21 protein-coding genes and 5 pseudogenes are annotated in these 23,410 nt (G+C 63.9%); 14 read left to right on the top strand and 12 right to left on the bottom strand.

Features of this window, described 5'->3' with window-relative positions:
• Window positions 1-58 precede the first annotated feature (58 nt).
• Window positions 59-191 (top strand): annotated as a pseudogene (gene ligC, locus ACWW36_RS08930) (ATP-dependent DNA ligase); the annotation flags it as partial.
• 9 nt (window positions 192-200) lie between these two features.
• Here ligC and ACWW36_RS08925 read toward each other — a convergent pair.
• The 3 genes and pseudogenes from ACWW36_RS08925 to ACWW36_RS08915 form a co-directional block, all read right to left on the bottom strand.
• Window positions 201-1,201: pseudogene (locus ACWW36_RS08925) on the bottom strand (NADP-dependent oxidoreductase).
• Window positions 1,198-1,890 carry an SDR family oxidoreductase gene (locus ACWW36_RS08920; protein WP_456141186.1) on the bottom strand — a complete coding sequence of 231 codons (693 nt, stop codon included), beginning with the start codon at window positions 1,888-1,890 and terminating at the stop codon, window positions 1,198-1,200. Before ACWW36_RS08920 ends, ACWW36_RS08925 begins: the two are co-directional and overlap by 4 nt.
• Complete coding sequence (locus ACWW36_RS08915; protein WP_456141185.1) at window positions 1,887-2,798, bottom strand: alpha/beta fold hydrolase; 912 nt, start codon at window positions 2,796-2,798, stop codon at window positions 1,887-1,889. Before ACWW36_RS08915 ends, ACWW36_RS08920 begins: the two co-directional genes overlap by 4 nt.
• Window positions 2,799-3,403: 605 nt before the next feature.
• Between ACWW36_RS08915 and ACWW36_RS08910 the strand changes: the two genes are divergently transcribed.
• On the top strand, window positions 3,404-3,961 hold the full coding sequence (locus tag ACWW36_RS08910; RefSeq protein ID WP_456141184.1) for a TetR/AcrR family transcriptional regulator: 558 nt from the start codon (window positions 3,404-3,406) through the stop codon (window positions 3,959-3,961).
• Here the strand turns inward: ACWW36_RS08910 and ACWW36_RS08905 are convergent.
• Window positions 3,958-4,515 (bottom strand): TetR/AcrR family transcriptional regulator, encoded by a 558-nt coding sequence (locus tag ACWW36_RS08905; protein ID WP_456141183.1) that lies wholly within the window; start codon window positions 4,513-4,515, stop codon window positions 3,958-3,960. The two genes, ACWW36_RS08910 and ACWW36_RS08905, sit on opposite strands and share 4 nt — an antisense overlap.
• Before the next feature lie 103 nt (window positions 4,516-4,618).
• On the opposite strand from ACWW36_RS08905, the gene ACWW36_RS08900 reads away from it, so the two are divergent.
• The 7 genes and pseudogenes from ACWW36_RS08900 to ACWW36_RS08870 form a co-directional block, all read left to right on the top strand.
• Complete coding sequence (locus ACWW36_RS08900) at window positions 4,619-6,127, top strand: amidase (protein WP_456141182.1); 1,509 nt, start codon at window positions 4,619-4,621, stop codon at window positions 6,125-6,127.
• Window positions 6,124-7,041, top strand: coding sequence for an SDR family oxidoreductase (locus ACWW36_RS08895; protein ID WP_456141181.1), 918 nt, complete (start codon window positions 6,124-6,126; stop codon window positions 7,039-7,041). Before ACWW36_RS08900 ends, ACWW36_RS08895 begins: the two co-directional genes overlap by 4 nt.
• Window positions 7,042-7,058: 17 nt before the next feature.
• Window positions 7,059-8,039: an enoyl-CoA hydratase/isomerase family protein gene (locus ACWW36_RS08890; protein WP_456141180.1), complete on the top strand. Its 981-nt coding sequence runs from the start codon at window positions 7,059-7,061 to the stop codon at window positions 8,037-8,039.
• On the top strand, window positions 8,036-8,968 hold the full coding sequence (locus tag ACWW36_RS08885; protein ID WP_456141179.1) for an alpha/beta hydrolase: 933 nt from the start codon (window positions 8,036-8,038) through the stop codon (window positions 8,966-8,968). The genes ACWW36_RS08890 and ACWW36_RS08885 overlap by 4 nt, the downstream gene beginning before the upstream one ends.
• Complete coding sequence (locus ACWW36_RS08880) at window positions 8,965-9,144, top strand: hypothetical protein (RefSeq protein WP_456141178.1); 180 nt, start codon at window positions 8,965-8,967, stop codon at window positions 9,142-9,144. The genes ACWW36_RS08885 and ACWW36_RS08880 overlap by 4 nt, the downstream gene beginning before the upstream one ends.
• Complete coding sequence (locus tag ACWW36_RS08875; RefSeq protein ID WP_456141177.1) at window positions 9,141-10,385, top strand: NADH:flavin oxidoreductase/NADH oxidase family protein; 1,245 nt, start codon at window positions 9,141-9,143, stop codon at window positions 10,383-10,385. Before ACWW36_RS08880 ends, ACWW36_RS08875 begins: the two co-directional genes overlap by 4 nt.
• Window positions 10,382-10,948: pseudogene (locus tag ACWW36_RS08870) on the top strand (SDR family NAD(P)-dependent oxidoreductase); the annotation flags it as partial. The gene ACWW36_RS08875 and the pseudogene ACWW36_RS08870, both read left to right, overlap by 4 nt.
• Window positions 10,949-10,990: 42 nt before the next feature.
• Here the strand turns inward: ACWW36_RS08870 and ACWW36_RS08865 are convergent.
• From ACWW36_RS08865 to ACWW36_RS08855, 3 genes and pseudogenes are all read right to left on the bottom strand, one after another.
• Window positions 10,991-11,168 (bottom strand): annotated as a pseudogene (locus tag ACWW36_RS08865) (NAD(P)H-dependent oxidoreductase); the annotation flags it as partial.
• Window positions 11,169-11,237: 69 nt separating this feature from the next.
• The gene (locus ACWW36_RS08860; protein ID WP_456141176.1) at window positions 11,238-12,428 is read right to left on the bottom strand and encodes a YceI family protein; all 1,191 of its coding nucleotides are present in this window, start codon (window positions 12,426-12,428) and stop codon (window positions 11,238-11,240) included.
• On the bottom strand, window positions 12,425-12,805 hold the full coding sequence (locus tag ACWW36_RS08855) for a DoxX family protein (RefSeq protein ID WP_456141175.1): 381 nt from the start codon (window positions 12,803-12,805) through the stop codon (window positions 12,425-12,427). The genes ACWW36_RS08860 and ACWW36_RS08855 overlap by 4 nt, the downstream gene beginning before the upstream one ends.
• Window positions 12,806-13,159: 354 nt before the next feature.
• On the opposite strand from ACWW36_RS08855, the gene ACWW36_RS08850 reads away from it, so the two are divergent.
• Window positions 13,160-13,648 (top strand): MarR family winged helix-turn-helix transcriptional regulator, encoded by a 489-nt coding sequence (locus tag ACWW36_RS08850; protein ID WP_456141174.1) that lies wholly within the window; start codon window positions 13,160-13,162, stop codon window positions 13,646-13,648.
• Between the two features lie 428 nt (window positions 13,649-14,076).
• Here ACWW36_RS08850 and ACWW36_RS08845 read toward each other — a convergent pair whose 3' ends face one another.
• From ACWW36_RS08845 to ACWW36_RS08835, 3 genes are all read right to left on the bottom strand, one after another.
• On the bottom strand, window positions 14,077-15,531 hold the full coding sequence (locus ACWW36_RS08845) for a dihydrolipoyl dehydrogenase family protein (RefSeq protein ID WP_456141173.1): 1,455 nt from the start codon (window positions 15,529-15,531) through the stop codon (window positions 14,077-14,079).
• A gap of 122 nt (window positions 15,532-15,653) precedes the next feature.
• Window positions 15,654-16,649, bottom strand: coding sequence for a DUF4331 family protein (locus ACWW36_RS08840; protein WP_456141172.1), 996 nt, complete (start codon window positions 16,647-16,649; stop codon window positions 15,654-15,656).
• A 49-nt stretch (window positions 16,650-16,698) separates the two neighbouring features.
• Window positions 16,699-17,550: an alpha/beta fold hydrolase gene (locus tag ACWW36_RS08835; protein ID WP_456141171.1), complete on the bottom strand. Its 852-nt coding sequence runs from the start codon at window positions 17,548-17,550 to the stop codon at window positions 16,699-16,701.
• 185 nt (window positions 17,551-17,735) lie between these two features.
• Between ACWW36_RS08835 and ACWW36_RS08830 the strand changes: the two genes are divergently transcribed.
• Window positions 17,736-18,371, top strand: a complete 636-nt coding sequence (locus tag ACWW36_RS08830; protein WP_456141170.1) for a CGNR zinc finger domain-containing protein — start codon at window positions 17,736-17,738, stop codon at window positions 18,369-18,371.
• Window positions 18,372-18,991: 620 nt separating this feature from the next.
• Here ACWW36_RS08830 and ACWW36_RS08825 read toward each other — a convergent pair.
• A pseudogene (locus ACWW36_RS08825) lies at window positions 18,992-19,117 on the bottom strand (response regulator transcription factor); the annotation flags it as partial.
• A 254-nt stretch (window positions 19,118-19,371) separates the two neighbouring features.
• On the opposite strand from ACWW36_RS08825, the gene ACWW36_RS08820 reads away from it, so the two are divergent.
• A complete protein-coding gene (locus ACWW36_RS08820; protein WP_456141169.1) occupies window positions 19,372-20,289 on the top strand; it encodes an alpha/beta hydrolase in 918 nt (305 codons plus the stop codon).
• 533 nt (window positions 20,290-20,822) lie between these two features.
• Here the strand turns inward: ACWW36_RS08820 and pdxR are convergent.
• Window positions 20,823-22,259: a MocR-like pyridoxine biosynthesis transcription factor PdxR gene (gene pdxR / locus ACWW36_RS08815; protein WP_456141168.1), complete on the bottom strand. Its 1,437-nt coding sequence runs from the start codon at window positions 22,257-22,259 to the stop codon at window positions 20,823-20,825.
• Window positions 22,260-22,355: 96 nt separating this feature from the next.
• On the opposite strand from pdxR, the gene ACWW36_RS08810 reads away from it, so the two are divergent.
• Both ACWW36_RS08810 and ACWW36_RS08805 read left to right on the top strand, forming a co-directional pair.
• Window positions 22,356-22,577: a hypothetical protein gene (locus ACWW36_RS08810; RefSeq protein WP_456141167.1), complete on the top strand. Its 222-nt coding sequence runs from the start codon at window positions 22,356-22,358 to the stop codon at window positions 22,575-22,577.
• A gap of 159 nt (window positions 22,578-22,736) precedes the next feature.
• Complete coding sequence (locus ACWW36_RS08805) at window positions 22,737-23,366, top strand: NAD-dependent epimerase/dehydratase family protein (protein WP_456141166.1); 630 nt, start codon at window positions 22,737-22,739, stop codon at window positions 23,364-23,366.
• Window positions 23,367-23,410 lie beyond the last annotated feature (44 nt).

Raw genomic sequence — 23,410 nt, 5'->3', positions numbered from 1 at the left:
CAGTGTTACCGATATGCTTATGCGTGTCAAAGTTACCAGCGTTGCGGCGCAGGGGTATCGATGGATAGGCGAAAGGTTTCGGCACAGCGCAGTTCAATCGCTGGCGGCCCGACCGCGACCCACGTTCCTGTACCTACGAACAACTGGAGCAGCCGGTCACCTTCAGCCTTGGCGACATCGTGCCGGGCCTTGGCCCTCTCCTACCTCACCTTGACGACGACTTTGCCCTTGGCATGCCCCTTCTCGACGAAAGCCAGAGCCTTCTGGGTGGATTCGAACGGGAACACCCTCTCCACGACGGGACGGATGATGCCTTGATCGATGAGGGTGGTGATCTCGCTCAACTGATCGCCGTTGGCCCTCATGAACAAGAATGAGAACTTCACGTTGAGTCGCTTGGCCTTTCGCCGCGCATTAGAGCTCAATACACGGATGATCGACTTCACGTACCACGGCACACCGATTTCGTCCGCGAAGGCCGGATCGGGTGGTCCGGATATGGAGATGAGCATCCCGCCGGGCTTCAGCACCCGAAGGGACTTGTCGAGGGTTTTCGAGTCTTGGCTGTGCAGACAACGTCGTACCCATGCAGCTTGGTCTCGAAGTCCTCGGTCTTGTAGTCAATCAAGACATCCGCGCCAAGCGCCTTCACAAGCTCGAAATTGGCGGCGCTTGCAGTGGTCGCCACCGTCGCGCCCAGATGTTTCGCCAGTTGAATCGCGAACGTCCCGACGCCGCCGGTGCCCGCCTGGATGAAAACCTTCTGTCCGGGCTTCAGGTCAGCCTTTTCGACGAGCGCCTGCCAAGCGGTCAGGCCGACCAGCGGTATGGACGCTGCCTCCTCCATGCTGAACGCGGCAGGCTTGACTGCAACGTCGGCTTCGTTCATGGCAATGAACTCCGCGAAAGTGCCGATTCGGTCCTTGTCCGGTCGTGCGTAGACCTCGTCGCCAGGCTTAAAGCGCCGCACCCGAGCTCCCACCTCGACCACCACGCCAGCCACGTCGTTGCCGAGCGTGAGCGGAAATCGATACGGCAGAAGAAGTTTGAACTCTCCGTTCGCGATCTTGGCGTCGAGGAGATTCAACCCGGCCGCATGCACCTCAACGAGTACGTCGTGGTCTCCGACCGGCGGCTGCGGCGCGTCGACGATCCGACCGCCGTCCTTGCTCTTGTAGCGGTCGATCACGAAGGCCTTCATCGCAGGCGCTCCTGAATCGGCTTGTTCAGGTGCGCACGAACCTCGCGGGTCATCTCGTCGGCCAGGACCTCGTCGGCCCCGGACTCGATTCCGTCAAGGACCTGACGAATCACCTCGACGGGGCCGGACTTGGGGCTATCCGCGAACGAAGCCATGTCGGTGTCGACGAGCCCGACGTAGACGCCCACCACCTGCACGCCACGCGGGGCGAGCTCAAGCCGCATCGAGTCTGTGGCGCTCCACAACGCCGCCTTCGTCACCCCGTAGCTGGCGCCAACGGGCAGCCACGCGAGCACCGACGCCACGTTGACGATCGCACCCCGCCTCTGCGCGATCCGATCGGCGAACGCCGATGCCATCGCCAGCGGACCGAATAGGTTGGCTTCCATTTGTTCGCGCAGGCTGGAGGTGTCCGGGTCGAGCACCGACGCTGCACGGAGAATCCCGGCGTTGTTAATCAGCAGGCTCACGTCGGATGCGGCCCTGGCCGCTTCGGCGACGGATGCCGCGTCGGTGACATCGAGCTGAAGCGGAACGACACGCGCATCGACGACGTCTATTGCCCGCGAATCGCGGGCAGCCGCATAGACTTTCGCCACTCCACGATCGAGAAGCTGCACGACGTACTCGCGGCCCATGCCACGGTTGGCTCCGGTGACGAGCACTGTCTGATCGACCAGCGAAGTCATGAAGTCGTCGATCCGAGGAATTCGAGTGCTTCGGGGACGAATCGCTCGTGGGCCTGGAAGATGCCGCCGTGTCCGGCGTCGGGATAGATCCGCAGCGTGGCATTTGGCAGGCGTGAAGCCAGGTCATAGGAGTTACTGGTCGGCACCATGCGGTCGTCGTCACCGTTTGCCACCAGGACGGGGTGTCCGATGGTTGACAGGTCGGCCGGCTTCTGCAGGCCCCAGGCGTGAATTGCCTTGAGCTGCGTGCGGAAAGCTCCGATCGCTATGGCCTTGTCCCGATCGTTGGTGCGTTCCTTCAACCGCTTGATGAACGCTTTAGCCTCCGACTTGCCGTGCTCGGTGCGGGTGAAGAACAGCAGTTCCTTGGGATCCTTGAAAGTGACATAGGCATGCAGTGTGTCGAGGTAGCTCAGTTTCGTCACGTTGACGATGCCTTCGCCTCCGGCCGGGCCGGTTCCGGCGAGGATGACCTTGCGCACCAGCGCCGGCTCCTGCTGGGCGATCACTTGCGAGATCATTCCGCCCATCGAGAAGCCGAGCAGATCAACCCGGTCGAAACCCAGTGCCCGGATGAACGCGACAGCGTCTTGTGCCATTGCCTCGATGGTGTCCGGTGTCTTGCCTTCAGAACCGCCCACGCCGCGATTGTCGAAGGTGATGACGCGGTGCTTGGCCGCGATGCCGTCCACGACCCTCGGGTCCCAGTTGTCGAGGTTGGCGGCAAGGTGATTGAGGAAGATCACTGGTACGCCGCTATCGATGCCCAGCTCCCGGTAGACGAACCGAGTCCCGCCCACGGAGACCGATTTCGTCGGCGCATTCTTGTACGAAGTACCACCCCAACGTGCATTTGCTGCCAGCAGATGACTTGCCGCATCGTGCCGGGTGGATTTCTTGCTTGCCATGATTTCTCCCGTGGTATACCGATTGGTGTACTTCCGGATCTGACAGTAGCAGGCGCCCGCGGACTTGTACACCAATCGGTATACTTCAACATTTGACCTCGCTCACCGATCCACGGAGCCGCCCCATGGCGCCCTGGGCGCGTGCTCGAGCGGCGGTGGATGCCCTCATTTCGATGTGGTGGCCGCTGCCAGAACCGCGTCGTTGACCGCGGTCGGCGCGATTGCGACGACGGCTTTCTGTGCGCGACTGACGATATCCAACAAGTAGCGACGCTTCGGACGCCTCGATGTCAGGACATGATCGACAGCCTTCGTGACCCTCTTGGGATCGTCAGCAAGCTTTTGCATACGTCCCAACAACTTCCGGCTCCCAGCGAGGTGTGAGGCGTACAGTCGACGATGCTCGTCACTGAGTTGTTTGGTCATATGGTCGTAGTCGTCTCGCCACAGGTATCGCGGCGAGCACCCCGAACGTCCACTGCAATCTTCGCCGGCTGCCACTTTGACGCGTCACGCCTCACCCTAATATACCGATCGGTGTACTTGCTGATCGCCGATGCTACACGCCTTTGCAAGCGATGTAAACCTATCGGTATCCTTTTGTCATGACTGGCCGCGGCGCCCGACAGCGCATCCTCAACACCGCCATCGACCTGTTCTACCGCGAGGGCATCAACGCAACCGGTGTCGAGCGGCTCGCCAATGAAGCGTCGGTGTCCAAACGAACTCTCTACCAACACTTTCCGAGCAAAGCCGCTGTCGTAGAGGAGTATCTGCGATATATCCAGCAAGGTGTCGATGACCCCATCCGCCCCGGGCCAGAAGCCGCAACGCGCACACCGCGCGAGCGCATCCTCGCACTGTTCGAGACCCCGTCACCAGATGGGCCGATGCGCGGCTGCCCCTTCCACAATGCCGCCGTCGAGGCCGCCGAGGCGATGCCGGAGATTCAGGACATCGTCCATGAACACAAGCGCAACTACATCAAGGGGCTGACCAAGCTGGCTCGCCAAGCCGGTGCCGCCAACCCCACCCTGCTGGGCAACCAACTCGCGCTTCTGTACGAAGGTGCGGCCGCTCTGTCGACCTCCCTCGACGACCCCTCCTGCTGGACGCATGCGCGTAAGGCGGCGGCGACGCTCCTCGACCAGGCGGTGGCTTAGTCAGTGGGGCGGTGCTGGGCGATCAGTTCTTTGAGATGACGGGCGGCCTGCTCCAGCGGCTTGGTCGACTGCGCGGCGCGAGAGAGTATCACCGCCCCTTCGAGCGCGGCAACGACTGTCGTCGACAACGATTGGGCTGCAGCGCGATTGATGCCGTCTTGACGAAGCCTGTCCGCTAGCAGCTGAGCCCATTCGTCGAATACCTCGGCGGCGGTGCTGGCGGCCTCTGGGGCCTCGGCGCGACTGAACGCGGCAGCCACAATGGGGCAGCCACCTTCGAAGTCCGTGCTGATCAGGATTTCGCTCCACACGCGAGTAAACGCCCCGATGGGGTCGCGTTGCCGGATGCAGTCTCGCAACAGCGCTGACAGCTCGTCTCCCGCGGCACGTGTCGCCGCGGCGACCAGTTCGGCCTTGCCGCCGGGAAAGTTCAGATAGATCGATCGTCGCGTCACGCCGCTGGTGGACAGGATCTCGGCAATACCAGTGCCGGCCACGCCCTGTCTTTGCATCAGTGTGGCCGTGGCTGACGTCAGCCGCTCACGTACTCGCATGACTTGCACTATACCATTCGGTGTACTACCGTGCCGTCTAGTCAGTAGACTGATCGGTATACCCAGTGGGTCGCTGGCCATTTTCCCGAAGAAAAGAGATGACGTGTCCTCCTTGGCAGCAGACGATTTCGCTTGGCTATCGGCGACCGAACAGCTTGCGGCACTAGACACCGGGCAGGTGTCCAGCGCCGAACTGGTCGAGCTGTACCTCTCGCGCATCAGTACGCACAACCCCTCGCTCAATGCGATCGTGACCGTCGCCGCGGACGCTGCACGCCGTGCCGCGATAGAGGCTGATGCCGCACGCTCGCGCGGAGATGACTTCGGCCCGCTGCACGGCCTGCCCATCACCGTGAAGGACAGCTACGAAACGGCCGGTATGCGCACGGTCTGTGGTCGACCGGACCTGGCCGATCATGTGCCGACGCAGGACGCTGAGGCCGTCGCCCGCTTGCGCCAAGCCGGCGCCATCATCATCGGCAAGACGAACATGCCGACCGGCAATGCGGACGTGCAGGCCAGCAACCCGGTCTTCGGCCGGACGAACAACCCGTGGGATCGCTCGCGCACCTCCGGCGGATCGGCGGGCGGCGGTGCCGCCGCTACGGCAGCTGGGTTGACGAGCTTCGACTTCGGATCGGAAATCGGTGGCTCCACAAGGATTCCGGCCCACTTCTGTGGCCTCTATGGCCACAAGTCGACATGGCAGTCCGTCCCACTGGTCGGCCACATCCCCGGCGGGCCGGGCGACCCCGGACGGTGGGGAGAAGCCGATATGGCCTGCGCCGGAGTGCAGGTCCGTGGAGCCCGCGACATCATCCCCGCACTGGCAGCGACTGTCGGCCCGCTGAACCCCGACGGTGGGTTCTCGTACACCCTCGCCCCGCCGCGCGCGACAGCGCTCAAGGACTTCCGGGTCGCGGTGTGGGCCGACGATCCGGACTGCCCCGTCGATAGCGACGTGAGTCGGGCAATCGACGACGCCGTCATTGCGCTGCGCGACGCCGGCGCACAGGTCGTTGAGCGCCCCGCCAGCATCCCGCTGGACTTGGCGACCTCACACGAACTCTTCCTGAGCCTCGTGATGGCCGCCTTCTCGGTCGACCGTTCCACAATCAGCCCGCGCTCCGGTGCCGCACTTGCCCTGCGGTCTCTTGCAAGTCCGCGCGGGGACGCGGCCGCTGCATTGCGCGGGACGGTCCAAAGCCACCGCGCGTGGTTGTTCCGCGACGCAGCTCGCCGCGAGATCGCGCACCGCTGGGTTGGGTTCTTCAAGGAATTCGACGTGTTGCTGCTGCCGGTCACGCCGACCGCTGCGCCGGGCCACCACAACAAGGACCATGACCGCTTCGGCCGCACCATCGACGTCGACGGCGTCGCACGCTCCTACTGGGACCAAATGAAATGGAGCGCGCTGGCCAACATCGCCGGAGCGCCGGCCACGACGATGCCGATCACCACCAACGCGGCGGGCCTACCTATCGGCGTTCAAGCGATGGGGCCGCCCGGCGGAGACCGCACGACCGTGGAATTCGCAGCACTGCTCACCGAGATCCTGGGCGGCTACCGCGTCCCGTCGGTGTACCGGTCAAGTGTGGCGAGCATCGCATGATGCGCCGCAACCTTTCGGGCCGAAAGTTGGTAATTACCGGAGCCGCACGGGGAATCGGGGAGAAGGTCGCACGTCTCGCCGCCGCCCGAGGGGCGCGCGTGGCCTTGATCGGACTCGAGCCCGATCGGTTGCGTGCCCTCGCCGCCGATCTCGGCCCAGGCGCATCCTGGTGGGACGCCGATGTGCGCGACGGCGCCGCATTGCGTTCAGCGATCGATGACTGCGCAATGACGATGGGCGGCATCGACATCATCGTCGCCAATGCCGGGATCGCCGCCTACGGAACAGTGCGCCAGGCCGACGAAGCGTCGTTTGAGCGAGTCCTGGACATCAACCTCAACGGCGTGTTCCGCACGCTCAAGTACGCGACGCCGCATCTCGAGCGCAGTCGGGGCCACGCGATGGTGGTGGCCTCAGCGATATCCTTCACGCCGATTGCCGGGCTGGCCTCCTACGCCGCAAGCAAAGCAGGAGTCGAAATGCTCGCCCTGGCCTACCGCCAGGAAGTGGCGCACCTCGGCATCACCGTCGGGCTCGTCCACCCGTCGTGGATCGACACTGATCTTGTCCGTGGCGCCGAGTCCGACCTCCCCTCATTCAAGGAATTGCGCGGCCGGCTGCCCTATCCGGGCAATGTCACCACGAGCGTCGACCGGGCCGCCGCCGCGATCGTCGGTGGGCTCGTGCGCCGGCGCAGCCGCGTGTACGTCCCGCGCGCGGTCGCGGTCGCGAACTGGGCGAAGGCGGCGCTGAACTCGCCGGCCGCCTGGCCCTGGATGAGGCGCTTCGCGGCCCACGTCACGCCGACGCTCGAACGCGAGGTCGCGGCGTTGGGCAGACATGACCAACTCGTCCCGATTTCCGAAAACGGTTTCACCCCAATGTCTCCGGCCAAGGCCGCTGGGACGAAGTGACAACGAAGGCAGATGCCATGACAACGCTAAGCACCAGCCAACTTGAGATCGAGGACCGCGGAGCGGTCTTGATCGTCCGGATCGACGGCGGTCCTCACAGCTTGTTCGGCGTCGATATCGCCAACGAGCTCGACGAGTTCGTGGACCGCGTCGACCGTGACCCAAGCGTGCATGCCGTCGTGTTCACGGGGGCGCGCCCCGGTCGCTTTGTCAGCCACGCCGACGTGCGGTGGCTTCAGGCAGAAGGCGCTGCCGTGCCGGACTTGAACCGGCGCGGCGCCTCCGCGGTTCTGCGGCTGGCCCGGGGCGCGGACCGCGCCCGCGTCCCGGAGCCGGTTCTGAACAAGACTCCGCTTCGGGGAGCCGCACAGCTCGACCGCCTCCACGCGACGTTCTTGCGCATGAACGCCAGCGGGGTCATCTTCGTCGCCGCCCTTAACGGTTCGGCTCTGGGTCTTGGCGCGGAATTCGCATGGGCGTGTGATCTGCGCGTGATGGCCGACGGCGAGTTCTTCATCGGTCAGCCGGAAGTCCTGCTCGGGATCATGCCGGGCGGTGGCGGCAGCCAGCGACTGACTCGGCTGATCGGCACCCATAAGTCACTGGTCGCGATCCTCGAAGGCAAGCCGTTCACGCCGGCGCAGGCGCTGGCCAATGGCGCAGTTGACGAGGTCGTGGCAGTCGAAGAGGTCGTCACGCGGGCCGCTGAACTCGCGGAGTACTTCGGCAAGAGGACGAAAGGCTCAGTCGAGGCGATCAAGAGGTCGGTGTACTTCGGCGGCTCGATGTCTCTGCCGGAGGGTCTGCATGTCGAGCGCACCGAGTTTCTCCAGACCGATCAGTCCGCGACCGGTCAGGAACTGATGCTCCAATACCTTTCGGATACCGCGTCGTCGGGCGAGCTCCCCCTCTACCGGCCGGACACCTACGCGCAAGCGCTCGAATCCGGACGGGTGCCCGCGGTCGGAGCGACGAACGGGGCAGTGAGCCAGCAATGAGCACTGCGCAGTCGTACGCCCGCTACGACGTCTCGTTCGCCTCCGGCAAAGACACCTGTGCCGCTTGGCTTTACCTGCCTACCGGCGTCGCCTCAGCACCAGTGGTCATTCTCGGACACGGCCTCGGTGCGACACGAGAGATGCGCTTGGATGCCTTCGCGGAGCGGTTCGCGCAAGCCGGCATCGCCGCCTTGGCCTTTACCTATCGCCACTTCGGCGACAGCACCGGCCAGCCCCGTCAGCTGCTGTCGATCAAGCGGCAGCTCGCCGACTGGGATGCCGCGATCGCGTGGGCGAAGAAGCGCCGTGATGTCGACGGCAGCCGAATCGCCGTCTGGGGCAGCTCCTTTGGCGGTGGGCACGCCATCACGGTTGCCTCGCGTCATCCTGAGCTGAAAGCCGCCGTGTCGCAATGCCCATTCACCGACGGTCTGGCCTCGGCGCTGGCGCTTGGCCCGACGGAATCCCTCAAGGTGCTCCCCACAGTGGCAAAGGATCTCGCTTCGATGGCCGTCGGCAGGGCGCCCGCGATGATCCCCCTCGCCGGCCCTCCGGGCTCGGTGGCCCTGATGAATGCCCCCGACGCCCTACCCGGCTACGAGGCGCTGCTCCCTCCCGACACGACCTTCCGTATCGAGGTAGCGGCGCGGGTAGTACCGACGATCATGACCTACCGGCCCGGGCGCGTGGTGAAGAAGATCAAGCTCCCAATCCTGTTCTGTATCAGCAACACTGACAGCGTGACACCACCGGCGCAAACCCTGCGGTATGCGCGCACGGCTCCGAGGGGTGAGATAAAGCGCTACGACGCCGGCCATTTCGACTTCTACCTCGGAGAGCCATTCGAGGCACTGGTGCGCGACCAGGTCGAGTTTCTCACCCGCCACCTGCAGCCGACAGCGATCAGTTCCCCCATAGGCACACCATGACCCTTGCATCATTACCCGACCGGCTGGCGGATCTCGACCCCAACGGTCCTGCAGTGTCGGACGGGACTCGGACGCTCACCACGATCGTGGCCATGGACGCCATCCCCGAGAACACCGTTGGCAAAACCGACAAGGCCCCACTACGGGCCGCCCACGTGAAAGGAACATACGGATGACTTCACTGCACGACCCGCTGACGTTGCCGTGCGGCCAAGTGCTGCCCAATCGGATCATGAAGGCAGCGTTGAGTGAAGCGCTCGGTGACAAGCAGAACGCCCCGGACGAGCGACTCGAGCGGCTCTACACGAGCTGGAGTCGAGGCGGTTACGGCCTGATCGTCACAGGCAATGTGATGGTCGATCGCAGGCAGCTCGGCGAGCCGGGCAACGTCGTGATCGAGGACGAGCGCAACCTGGACGCTCTGACACGGTGGGCCAAGACCACCAAGGACGCCGGCGTTCCGATCTGGGTGCAACTCAATCATCCTGGGCGCCAGTCCAACCCGCTCGCGCTCGGTCACACACCCGTGGCCCCCAGCCCGGTGCCCATCAATTTCCCCGGTGCAGCCACGCCTCGTGAGTTGGCACCGGATGAGATCGACGACATCATCGAACGGTTCGCGAACGCGGCGGTGGTATGCGAGACCGCGGGGTTTGACGGTGTGCAGATACACGGTGCGCACGGATACCTGGTCGCGCAGTTCCTTTCGCCGTTGTCGAACCAGCGCGACGACGACTGGGGCGGTGACCCGGAGCGTCGGATGCGCTTCGTTCTCGAGGTCGTCCGCCGGATCCGCGCGCGTGTGTCGCCGGGTTTTGCCGTCGGCATCAAGCTCAACTCGGCCGACTTCCAACGCGGCGGGTTCACCGAAGATGAATCCCGCGACGTAGTCGCGGTATTGGCGCGTGAAGGCATCGATCTGATTGAGGTCAGCGGCGGCAGCTACGAGCAGCCTGCCATGATGGGCAAGGCCGCCGACAGCACCCGAGCCCGCGAGGCCTACTTCTTGGAGTACGCTCGCACGGTCCGCGACCTTGCCGGCGACATCCCGCTCGCGGTCACAGGCGGCTTCCGTTCACGCGCCGCGATGCAAGAAGCGGTGAACGCCGGTGAATGCGACGTCGTCGGTCTTGGCAGGCCCACCGCGACAACGACAGACGCCGCTGATGTGGTCTTGGCCGGGCACGCCGAGACCCTCCCCTCACACCAACTGCGCGCCGGAATGCGCGGCATTCTGGGTAAATTGGTCGACCTCAAATCGCTCGACGGAATACTCGAACTCTCCTGGCATACAGATCAATTGCACCGGGTGGGCGCCGGCCTCAAACCCGACCTCAATCGCGGACGCATCGCCACCACGGTCGCGATGCTCCGCCGCAACGGCACCACGTCGTTCGGGCGCAAGCGCGGGCTATGACGCGCTATCCGCTGTCCGGCAAGATCGTCTTGATCACCGGGGCCGGTGGCGGGCTGGGCGCCGCCACCGCGACCGCTCTGACGCACCGCGGGGCGCGCGTCGTGCTCGCCGACGTTGATCTGACTGCGGCGCGTCGGGTTGCGGCGACGTTACCCAAGGTCCAACGCCTGGCGCTTGAATGTGATGTCACCCGTATCGATTCCGTTCAGGAAGCCGTGCGGCGAACTCATGAAGAATTCGGGCGCATCGACGTCGCAATCGCCAACGCCGGAATTCTTGGTCGAAACGGGACATTCCGCACACTCACGCGCGACCAAGTGAGTGGTGTCATGTCGGTCAACGTGGATGGAGTGGTCAACACGGTGGCAGCCACGATCGAATCGGTGATTAGCAGCCGCGGCCAGATCGTTCTGGTCAGTTCAGTGTTCGCCTACATCAACGGGGCGGGCGCCATCCCGTATGCGATGAGCAAGGCAGCCGTCGAGCAACTAGGTCGTGGCCTTGGCGTCGAACTGACACGTCACGGAGCATCTGCCATGACGGCGTATTTCTCACTCATCGAGACCGACATGATCCATCTGAATACGCTGTGCGGCAATCGATTACGGCTCGACGTCGGCACCGTCGATGTCCTCGTTATAGAACGGGATGTCGCCCGAGACCGTCATAGACCGCGACGGAAATCCCGTCCGGCCCGTTCTCCGAGGTCACTTGGGCGATCTGCCGGTTTACCGAAGCGGCGCGCAGGCTCCCCACCAACGCCAACACATTGATGTCAGTCATGGTGGTCTTCCCTTCAGTTCTGATTTGTCAGAACGATCTGCGGCCCTACGCAGGTGCGGCGTCGCCCTCTCATCCGGTCGGCGCGGCGGGTGCCTTGACCACCTCTAGACACACGGTCACGTCGACGGTGTCTCCGAGCATCGGGCCGCCCCCGGCTAACACGGGAGTGTCGGTCAGGACGCCGAAGTCGCTACGCTTCAGTTTGATCCCGCCTTCGAACCCGGCCACTTCACCGTGACCCATGCCGGGGCTCACCCCGAGAAATGAGAACGCCAGTGGTAGGCGTTTGGTGATTCCGCGCAAGGTGAAGTCGATTATGACCACCCAGTCGTTCTGCCCGGTGCCGTGCATGTCGACCGAGACGAGGGTCGCGGTGGGGAACTCGTCGGCGTCGAAGACGTCGGGTGCCCGCAGGTGCTCGTCGCGGGTTGGGTTGCCGGTGTCAACCGACCCGACCGCGATGGTGGCCGTAATGCTCGGAGTTCCGTTCTCGGGCACCGCGATCGCCCCGGAGAAGTCGCCGAATCGCCCACGTACCTTGCCGACCATCAGGTGGCGAACGGAGAACGTGATGGAAGAGTGGACGGGGTCGATCGTCCACGTGCCGGGGGTCAGATCCCGCTCAACCGCCGACGTCACCTGAGTGTTCTTCTCGAGTTCGGACGGCAGCTCGTAGAGTTCACGTAAGACTAGGGCGTTGCGGGCTTGGATGAGCACGCCACCCTCGTCGAGACGTCCGAGTTCGATTGGGGCGAAGCCGAGCTCGGTGCACAGCCCGGCTACCACCGCGCTTGCCGCGGAGTCGTTGCTGGACACGAAGACCACGCGTTTCCCGAATTCGGGTGGGCGCTTCTCGGCGAGCTGCGTGGCGGCAGTTTGGTTGAACGACTTGACCACCGCGGCACCCGGGAAGGCCTCGGCGTTGAACTCGGTCGAGAGGCGGCCGCCGAGGATTTGCTCGGAGTTGGGGACCAAGAAAGCGTTCGTCGCGTCGACGACGATCTTGCCCGACCAGTCTGCGCGGCGCCCACCCAGCTCACGGACCTGCAAAAAGGGAATGGCCAAGATGATGACGTCCGCATCCAGGGCCGTGTCGAGGGTGACCGGTGTGATCGAGGCAGACAGTTCGGTGACGTCGATCGTCTCCGGACCTCGCGTGTTGGCCCAGAGTGCTGGGACGTGGTGGTCGGAGAACCGTTGCGCCAGAACCGCGCCAACGCTGCCGGTGCCCACGACGGCGTACTGCAGAGCGCTGCTCATCGCATGACCTCCGCGGTCCGAGCGGCCGCGATAAAGACCGCCAGCGCCAGGAACACGGCGTTCACGGGCCACTGTTTGTACTCCGCTCGTCGACCGTGAAACACCGCCGCGCCCACCTGCAGCAGCGCGAGCCCAACGGCAGCGGCAGGTGTCAGGATAGGCGCGATGCCGGTGAGCCACGGCAGGATCAGACCGAGAGCGCCGGCCACCTCGACGCCGCCGATGAGTTTGATCGACGTCGCAGACAACGCCTCGGCGGCGCCAGCCGTGGAGGGGTTCTCCGCTAGGCGCTCCTTGGACGTCAGCAGTTTCGTGCCGCCGACAAAGAGATATGCGGCGGCGAGTAATCCGGACGCGATCCATACCGCGATGTTCACGAGGGCTCCTCGAAGACGTATGCGTGCGAACAGGGTTGGCCCGAGCGGTTGCACCTGCGAATCTCGCATTCCCGCGGGCAGGGCGGGGAGCATCAGTTGATGCTTCAATAAACTTAGACCTTAGTTACGTGACGCGTCAACGAATGGGGCGACGTCTCGATGATGACCAGAAGCCGTCACCGGCGCCACAGGGTTGAAGGTTGTTCCCGCGAAATCACCGGTGCCGAGGGTTTCCACGACGGAGCCGTCGCCGGTCGGCGGCTCACGTTCAACGGTTGATGGTGGAACTATCCTTCAGACGGAGGAGGAGGTCCGGATGACAGCTGTGCGATGGGACACCATCGGGTCGTCGTCATGACGCGACCTAAGCGTGATAGTCGTCGACACGAAACGGTCTGGCTCGACGACGATCAGCAGCGTGCATGGCGTCAACTCCTGTCGATGATCATGGAGCTTCCGGCGGCCCTGGAAAGCGATCTGCAGCGCACCACCGGACTGACGACGTTCGAGTACCTGGTGTTGGCGAATCTGTCGGAAGCCGACGACAGGATGCTGCGGATGTCGGAGCTCGCCGCCCGTGCCAACTCCTCGTTGTCGCGGTTATCGCACGTGGTCAGGCGCCTCGAAGAAGACGGGTTTGTGATCAAGCGTGTCTGCGCCGATGACGGCAGGGTGAGCGTGGTCGAGCTCACGAAGGCGGGAATGAGGCGGGTCGCCGCCGCGGCCCCGTTGCACGTCGCGAAGGTGCGCGAACTGGTGGTGGAACCGTTGACGAAGGCGGACCTGATCAAGCTCGGCAAAGCGGCCGAAGCCATCACTGACCGGATCGCGGAGTCTGGTTGATTGCATCAGCCTCATCGTCTGTGCATGGTGCGTGCGTGGTCAGACTGCCGTGGTGCCGCCACCAATCAACTCACCGAGACAGGTCGCGACCGGAGTGCCAACACACCGATGATGTCCGCCAACCGAGTCGACGTCCCCGGATTTGGTCTCCTGCCTTGTGGTTTGCCGAGGTGCTTCAAGTCGGCACAGCGCGATGATCAATACGCCGTGAAAGCGCCAACCAGCTCGTCGCAAGCGAGGTCTCGACCCGAAAATCGTTGCCGACGAGGATGTTCCGCTGTTGCATAGGAGATCATGATCGTGTACATCACCTGTCTACGGTTAGTCGGACTGTTGTGACTACTCCAGGCGCCACGCCAAAAGCTGTGAGAGTTCCCGAGATTCTTCGCCGTGGCTTCACGCTGGTTGACGCGCCAGCCGGTGGCTGATCATCTGTTCTGCGCGAGTAACGGGTTCCAGATCTGATTGACCGAAGGATGTGGCGCCACGACGTGGCGAAGTACGTCAAGCGGCACCTTGGCGACGACGGCGAGAGTAGCGGCCTGGACCAGCTCGGCGAACTGTGGTCCCACAAAGGTGGCGCCCAGTAAGGTGTCCGTTTCTGCGTCGATAACTAGTTTCGCCCAGGCATTGAAGCCATCCCGCGCTATGGCGAGCAGCGGCATCGCCTCGGGGAACGCTGCGGTGCGCGTAGTGACTGCGAACCCGTCGGCGCGAGCCTGTCTTTCGGTGCGGCCCACTTCGACAACCTGAGGGTCGGTGAAGATCACTTGCGCAAGGTTGCCTATGTCGCGGGCGATGAGTTCTTCGTTGCCAAGCTGACGACCGTGGGAGCGGGCGACGATGACGTTGGCAACGATCATGGCGTGGTATTGCGAGATATGGGACAGCAGTGCACGCCCGGTGGTATCCCCCATTGCGTACAACCAGGAACCGTCGACGCCGATCGCTTGCAGGTGGTCGTCGACCGCAACGAATTCACCACTCCGTAGCCCCACGGTCTCCAAGCCAAGGTCGTCGGTGTTCACTATTCGTCCAGTGGCAACGACGATTTCGTCGACTTCGATGTTTTGCTCGCCGAAGGTGGCCGTGACACCTTCTCCCGCGACGGGGCGTGCTGCCGCCGACAATGCAGTCCCGAAATGGATTTTCACGCCCATTTCGCGCAGTGATTCGGTGACCATGTCGGCGGCGACGGCTTCAGAGTTGCGCAACAGGGTAGTTCCGCGCACCAAAACTGTTACGTCGGAACCCAGGCCGGCCAGGATGGTCGCGGATTCTGCGGCGACGACGCCCCCGCCAAGCACCATCGTGCGGGGCGGTACGTGCGTCATGACCGACAGGTCACGATTGGTCCACGGCTGCACATCGACCAGTCCCGGGATGTCCGGAATGGCGGGACGGGTGCCGGTCGCTAGCACGACCGCGTGGTTCACTCTGAGCGACTCCTGTCGGCCGTCGGAGTGAACCAATGCCACCTTGCGCGGCCCTGACAGCCGTGCGTGTGCGTGGATTACCTCGACGCCGGCCTGCGTCAACTTCGACACCACCGCGTCATCGCTGAGGTGGTCGATGATGGCGTCTCGCTTGGCCAGCAGGGCGGCGATATCCAGCTGTTCGCGGTCGAATGTCTCAGGCACGCCGGGAACGGCCCTCGCCAAAGCGGCTACCTCAATCGGCCTTAGCAGCGTCTTCGTCGGATTGCAGGCCCAGTAGTGGCATTCGCCGCCGATGAGCCGCTCCTCGACCAAGACAACCTTGAGCCCTTCGGCCGCAAGGTAACGTGCGGCGGCGGTGCCGCCAGGGCCGCCTCCAATGACGGCGACATCGAATTCTGCTGTGTCAGACATGATTCCCTGCTGTCTTCGAAACGCGCTGCGCACACCGCAACGAAAGTGCACGACGCGCGTGTGGGTGATAGAGAGGTTCTGTTGGGCGATGTGTGGCGGGATGCGTCGCCCAGCGTGAACCGTTTCGCCGCGCAGCGAGCTGCGCTCTTGTCGGTCTACGGTGTTGGACGGTCTGCGAAGGCGATGTGCGGCGGTCCGACGTACGGGAACTCCGTCAGCAGATCGTGGTGCGGGCTCAAACCGTGTGAAGTCACCTTGTTGTTGGTAAGGATCGGCAGGAAGACACCCATAGCGTCGTCGATAAGCGTTCGACCATTGTGCGGGTAGGCCGCCGATTGAGTCGGATCGAAGGGAAGGATGTCCGGCAGAAGGGTTCGGGCCACTCGCTGAGCGTCCTCGCGGCTATATCCCCCGGTGTGTTCCAACGAATGACCAAAGACAGCAACGAAGTTGGCGTCGTCGACGGGATCCGCTGCAACGTATGCCTCCCTGTCGTCACCGGTCAGGAAAACGGATTGAGCGGCCAATGCCCCTCGATCCACCTGAACCCGGCGATCATTCACACCGGTCAACGTCCGAGCCCACAGGCCGACCCGTCGCTTCCCGAACGCAGAGTTGGGGATCTCCACAGCGATGCTGCACACGTCTTTGTCGGCGAACCAGTCGGTGGTGAATTGGAATTCATTGAAGGCACCCGGGGGATCGAAGAAAAAGGGATCGCTGCGCCATCCGGCGAAGAACAGGTGGTCGCCTCCTTCGGTGACCGTCGCCGTCGCATCCAAGGAGACGGCGGCGCTTTCGATAAGGACTTCCGCGTTACCCTCAGCGCCCTCGCCTATCTGACTTGTGATCAATCGCAGGGTCGCAGTCTGTCCATGTGCGGTGAATGGTGAGAAAGCAACCTGGTATGTCAGGTCGGCGACGTTGTCCCCGTTGGTGTCGATCTTGATCTCGTAGAGCGCGTCGGCGGCGAAGGGAATCGATGTCGTTGCCTCCTCGGACGGCATCAGGCTCGACGAGGGATGCACGTTCATGATGAGGATCGACTTGCCCTCATCGCCAGGTTTGGGGAATGCGTAGAGGTCGCAGAAGTCCAATTGGGCGTTGCCGTTGGGGAATCCGAGCTGTGGCCCAGAGTAGTGATGCGACATGTGGTGTGTACTCCTCGTTGATCGTTGTGCGGCTGGTGCAGCGACGGCGCTAGTCGAAGGTTCGTGCCATCAATGTGTCGATATGGTCGGCGATGGCGTCGGCTTCTTCTTCGAGGGCGAAGTGGCCGGTGTCGAGCAGGAGCACCCCGGCATCGGGTACGTCGTTCTGGTAGGCCTCGGCGCCCGCGGGGATGAAGAAGGGATCGTTTCGGCCCCAGGCGGCAAGCAGTTTGGGTTGACGTCGCCGTAGCCAGGCCTGCCAGTCGGGGTAGCGGGGCGGGTTGGTCTGGTAATCCCAGAGCAGCGCCTTCATGTAGTCGGTACGCCCGGGCAGGTCCAGGACTAGCTGGTCGGCGTGCGCGTGCCCGGGGTCGATGTGCTCGGGGACGCGGGCACCGGCTTGCCATTGCATCTGGGTCCCGGACAGGCTGACGAACTCATCGACAGCGGCCTGGCCGGCGTCCCGGTCTTTCCACCAATCACCCAGTGCGGCAACGCCGGGACCGAGGCCCTCGATGTAGACGTTGGCGTTTTGGGTGACGATGGCGCGGACTCGCTGATCGTGATCGAGTGCTATGCGGAACCCCACGGGGGCGCCGAAGTCGAACATGTACAGGGCGTAATCGTCGATGCCGAGAGCATCGATGGTGGCGGCGGTGACGGCCGCTAGTCGATCGAAAGTGGGCACGCCCGGCAGTGGATCCGAAAGCCCGAAGCCCGGGTAGTCGATGGCGACGACGTGCCAGCGCGGGGCGAGGCGATCGATCAGCCGAACGAAAGCGCGCGTGCTTGAGGGATATCCGGGCAACAACACCAACGTCGGCCGGGCGGGGTCGCCGGCTTCGCGGACGAAGACGTGCACGTCATCGATGTCGACGGCGCGGTGCCGGATTGCGGGCATAATGCGGGTCCAATCCTACGTAACCTGTAAACAGGATATTTAACAGTTACGGATATCGAATCAGTCAGGCGGCCGTGCTGTCAAGTCATCACCGCCTGCTGCGCGAACGGTTGGCCGACCTTTGGTAACCTGATTACATTGCGTTCACCGGTTATGGATCCGGCTGTCACGGACGGAGTGGCGCGGTGGAACCCCTCGAGATCATCGTCGGCCTCGCCGACGACCCAGCCCTGGAGTTTCTCAACACCACCGCCATCCCTGCGCCGGGAGCTGCCGTCATCGAACTAATCGGCGACGGTCGGGCATATCTCGACTGGTTGAACCGATCCGGGATGATCGACGATCAGGCTTGGGCGACGATCCGTGATTTGTTCACCTCTGCAGAACTCGACGACGTCGCCGCTACGGCCCGGGATGTTCGCGACCGGTTGCGGCCGATTGTTGAGGCTTGGATGACAAGAACCTCGTCAGCGATCCCGAAAGAGTGGATCGACGAACTGAATACCCTGCTGGCAGCCGACGATCGCCGGTTCCGGCTCTACGCCGACGATCAGGGTGTCGCGCTGCGTGACCAACGCCAATGGACGGCACCCGCACAGCTCCTGGTTCCGCCAGCTGAAGCGTGTGCTCGGCTATTCGCCCGCGGCGACCGCCGACTAGTTCGCCAATGCGAGGGATGCACGATCATCTTCTACGACCGCACCAAAGCGCACCGCCGCCGCTGGTGCTCAATGGCGATATGCGGCAACCGAGAAAAGGTGCGCCGCTACCGGGCGTCAGTCCCCAAAAAGACCGGCCACGGCCCCAACAGCTGCCCATGACACCATTGAACGATACGCCTTGTGCAACAAGCAATCCGGGCATGCATAGCTGCTGTGATGGGACTACCGGAGCCCTACCGCCGCTCCTCTGAGTGACTAACGGCGGTGATCGCCGCCAGCCGTCGAAGTCGCAGCACACAGTTCATCATCTCGGTGCGACGTGGATTTCCGCGAAATGGTAAGCCGAACTAACGGCCCTGTTAAACAAGCGGTGCGCCCTTGTCAATCTTCATTGCATCTCGACAGGTGTAGCTTCTCAAATTGAGTGTCACCTGACGGAGCCCTCACCAGCAGTGATGCAAGTTGTCTCACCTGATGTCATCTGGCTTCTGTCTCATATTCGTGTCATTTTTGCCGTCAGCGATGAGACCTGGGTGCACGCCAGGTATTAGTCCGGCGCTGCCGGCCTGGACACCATCGCTCGAATCCACCTACCCACCCGCGTGCCGGACGGATTCCACGCAATGAAGCCACCAACGGAGCATCTGCACTGCGCGGGTCGGATGTTCGGTGAGAGAGCTCGGCGCGGCGCCTATTCATATGGCGCTCACACTCGGGCTCATCAAGTGCTACATATCCTCGGACTGGGGACTGCAAGACGATCCCATTCGGCTGCATCGTCAGCCGTGGCGTGTTGCTTCTTGCGCGAGCTGCACTCTTGAGGTGAGTCCCAGCTTCGAGTACACGTGACTCAGGTGCGCTTGCACAGTGCGCGGCGATACGAATAGGCGTTCGGCAATGTCTCGACGAATACTGTGGTTGTGAAGCTGTTGCCTAAGAGTCGAATTGATGTATGCGCGAGATAGTCATGGTGTGCTTCTTCGGTCCGTTGGAATTGACCAATCCATGACATCAGATACCCGGCGATCGTGCTCAACGATTGCCGTTGATGCTGTCATTGATTTCAGAGATACCATTAGTCGTGTGCGGAGCGTGCGAATCGTTCCGACGCGCCGTGCGTCGATCGAGTACAGTTCCGACGACCGCGAAGGAAAAAGCCGTGTCAATCCTGTCCACGCGGTTGGTGGCCGACCCGGTGGCGCGTCTGTTCGCCGCGACCGTCAATCCCGCACCCAAACCCGCGGTCAGGTTCCCCGAGATCGCCGGTCGCACAACGACGGCGTCGATTCCCACCCGGCACGGCGACACGACCGCGACCGTGTATCACCCGGCCGCTCGCGACAGTCCCAGACCAGCGGTGTACGTCAACATCCACGGCGGCGGATTCGTGGTTGGCCACCGCGAACAGGACGACCCCTGGTGCCGTTATCTGGCCGCGCGCGCCGACGTTGTAGTAGTCAACACGGATTACGTGCTCGCGCCACACCGACGATTCCCAGCGCCGGTCGAGCAGATCTACGACGTACTGCAGTGGGCGTCGTCATCCGAGCGCGATTGGGAGGGCACCGAGTTGTGTGTGGGCGGGCAGAGCGCCGGCGGAAATCTCGCCGCGGCCGCGGCCAGACTCGCGCTCGAGAACGGCGGCCCACGGATCAAACTTCAAGTGCTGCATTATGCCCCGCTAGATCTGGTTACCCAGACCAAGGACAAGCACACGCCACTGGGCGCTGCGGCTGTACTGCGGCCGTGGATGGGAGAGGTCTTCGACACCGCCTACATTCCCGATTCCGCGCAGCGACGCGACCGGCTGGCCTCACCGGCGTGGGGATCGAACGGCGACGACCTCGTCGGCATCGCCCCGGCCCTCGTCGTTACGGCCGAGTTCGACCGTCTGCGCGATGAAGGCGCCGCCTACGCCCGCAGCCTCAATGCAGCCGGTTCGCTGGCCGGGTTCCACGAAGTGGCTGGCGTCGACCACGGCTACAACATCATGAGCGACGCGACCGACGTCACCCGGGGAATGTATGCCTTCATCGCCGATCACGTCTACCACGCGACCACGCCTGAGCGGTCCTGATGGCAAACCTAAGTCATGATCCACGCTGCGTGCCACGATGGCAGCGCCTGCCGATCGCGTCGTGGAATTGCTTTGGCCAGCAGGCCAATTCCGCCTCGACCATCGCCGGGAAGGCGGTCGCCGTCGACAAGCAAATCAGTCAGGTTGAATCCACCCATTCCGTCTTGGTTAATCCTGACCGGGACCTGACGGAGTTCGTCCTTGGCTAATATCCGGCGATCAGGGAGGCAGTCGGTGAATAGCCGCCGCACACCCGAAGAGTTCCTCACGCCTGGGACTGGAGGTCTGGCCGAAAGACGTTGCAGGCCACTCTGTCCGTGATCCCAGCTGAAACCCAGAATTTTCTGAGCTGCATCATGTGCCGAGTGAAGGCACACGGTCGAGGGGCGATGAGCCGCCAGTGTGACCACCCGCCGGCACCCAGGCGTGCGTGTGAACGCGAACGTGAACCATTGACACGGAAGCGAGCGACTGCCCTTCGGGTGCAGGGCCGATCCTGAGAGGCAGTCTCCGGGCCTACGGCAGCGCCCCGTCTACGGCATCACGCTGCACAGTGCGTCCAGCGCGCCCGCCCATGCGCTGTCCGAGGGAGCGGCGTAGCCGACGACCAGTGCGTCCTGCTCGGGCAACCGCCACCCTGAGTCAGCCACTTCGTAGCGGAACTCCGCCATCCCGCTGACCGCCAGGCCCTGGCGGGCCGCGGCCTGCACGACCGAGCGCTCGGTCCCGCGCGGGAGTTCGAGGACCGCTTGCAGCCCGGCGGCCATGCCGGTCACACAGATGCCGGGGGCCCTTTGCGCGAGGGCCGCCACCAGCTGGTCGCGGCGGCGCCGGTAGCGCAGCCGCATCGAACGCACATGACGGTCGTAAGCGCCCGACGCGATGAACTCCGCGAGTGTCACCTGGTCCAGCGTGCTTGACCATTCGACGTACCCCTTGGCCGCCACGATCTCCGGCACCAGTTCCTCGGGCAGCACCATCCAGGCGAGCCGCAGCCCCGGCGCCAGCGACTTGCTCGCCGAGCCGAAGTACACCACCCGCTCCGGGTCCAGGCCCTGCAGAGCGCCCACCGCCGAACGGTCGTACCTGAACTCCCCGTCGTAGTCGTCCTCCAAGATCAGCCCGCCGGTGGCACGTGCCCAGTCGACAGCCGTCGCGCGCCGGTCCGGGCGCAGCTCGACCCCCGTCGGGTACTGATGCGCCGGGGTCAGCAGCACCGCGCCAACTCCGTTCAATCGCGCCAAATCGTCAGTGCGCGCGCCACTTTCGTCGACGTAGAGGGGTGGGGTGCGCAGGCCGGCGCTGGTCAGCAGGTCGCGATAGACGTCGAAACCGTAGGACTCGACGGCTACTGCCCGTACCCGCCGCGCCCGTAGTGCCTGCGCCGTCAGCATCAGACCGTGGTGGAAACCGGAGCTGATGACGATCCGCGCCGGCTCGGCGTACACCCCGCGGGCCCGCGCCAGATAGTCCGCGAGGACGGTGCGCAACTCGAGCCGGCCGAGGGCGTCTCCGTAGCCGAAGGCGTCGTGCGGCGCCGCGGTCAGGGCGCGGCGGGCCGCGGTGAGCCACTGCGTACGGGGAAACTCCGCGAGGTTCGGCGAACCCGGCAACAGGCCGTATGTCGGACGACGCGGGTTCGGCCTCGTTCGGGCAGCGGCGGGCCCGGCCTGGCGCGGCTCGGCCCGCCTGGCCACCCGGGTCCCGGAGCCCTGCTGGGCGATCAGCCAACCCTCGGCGATCAGTTCGGCGTAGGCGTCGGCCACGGTGTTTCGGGCGACGCCGAGGTCGGCGGCGAGCGAACGGGTCGACGGCAGCCGGGTGCCGGGCACCAAGCGCCCCGTGCGCACGGCCTCGCGCAAGGCATCCATGAGCCCAGCTCGCAGCCCGGTTCCGCTGAGGTCCAGATGCAGGTCGGTACCCGCCATGGACGGCGGGGCCCCCGACAAAGTGGCCCAGTCATCTGCCATAGGACTGGACCATACACCTAGGCCACTTGCTAGGTAGCGTCAGGGTTGCAATTCGAATCAGTCCAGATCAGGACTATCTAGCGAAGGAGTACCACCATGAGAATCACACTGACCTACGTCACACCCCTTCTGGCGGCGGCGGCCGCCGCGGTAGCGATCGTCGCTGCACCGACGGCCGCGGCCCTCCCAAGGATCTGCGCCGCGAACGGTGCGGGAACTACGTGCCAGTCGCCCGGGAATGTTGAGATCAACAACTCCCCTCCCGCCGTCAGTTTTTATCCCTACGGGTCCATGCCCTGGCTGCTCGGCGGCCACTGACACCGGTACAAGGTCCGGCGTCCATAACCGTCCGCCGGCGAGCTGGTGGTACCCCATCAACTCGCCGGTCCGGCCTGAATATCGGCAGACCCAAGATCAAGAAACGTCGTGCAACAACGCATCAGCGACCGGCACGACGACCCGAAGAAGGGCAAAGTAATGACCACTTCACGCCGCCGGATGACACCGGCGATCGAGACCACAACCATGCGAATCTTTTTCGCAGGTGCGTCCGGTGCCATCGGCAGTCGCCTCGTGCCACTGCTCGTTGACGCCGGTCACACCGTTGGCGCTATGACGAGATCGGCCAAGAAGGCCGGCCGGCTGGCTGCCATGGGCACGCAACCGATCGTCTGCGACGTCTTCGACCGCTCGGCTCTCACGAGCGCGGTCCATTCGTTTTCGCCCGACTTGGTTCTGCATGAGCTCACAGACCTTCCCGACGATCTGGAAAACCTGCCGGAGGTATCGCTGCTCAACGCCCGCATACGGGTCGAGGGCACCCGAAATCTCATCGACGCGATGGACGGCTTGGACCAGACGAAGATCGTGGCCCAAAGCGTCGCGTGGACGATGCGCCCCGGCGCTGAAGCCGACGCGGTCGCCTCACTCGAGGAAGCCGTGCTCACCGCGAACGGCGTCGTCCTTCGCTACGGCATGTTTTACGGGCCCGGCACCTACTTCGAGAGGGAACTCCCCCCATCCCCACGCGTGCACATCGACACTGCCGCCGCTCGAACCCTCGAAGCTCTCGACGCCCCTCCGGGCATCCTGACAGTCGTCGAATAACCAACCCTCTCAAGCCAATCGACGATCGGGGTGCGCGTTGTGCG

It is taken from the genome of Mycobacterium sp. MMS18-G62 (assembly GCF_053877835.1).
Note: the sequence above shows the minus strand (reverse complement) of the source record. Positions and strands in the feature narration are given on the sequence as shown.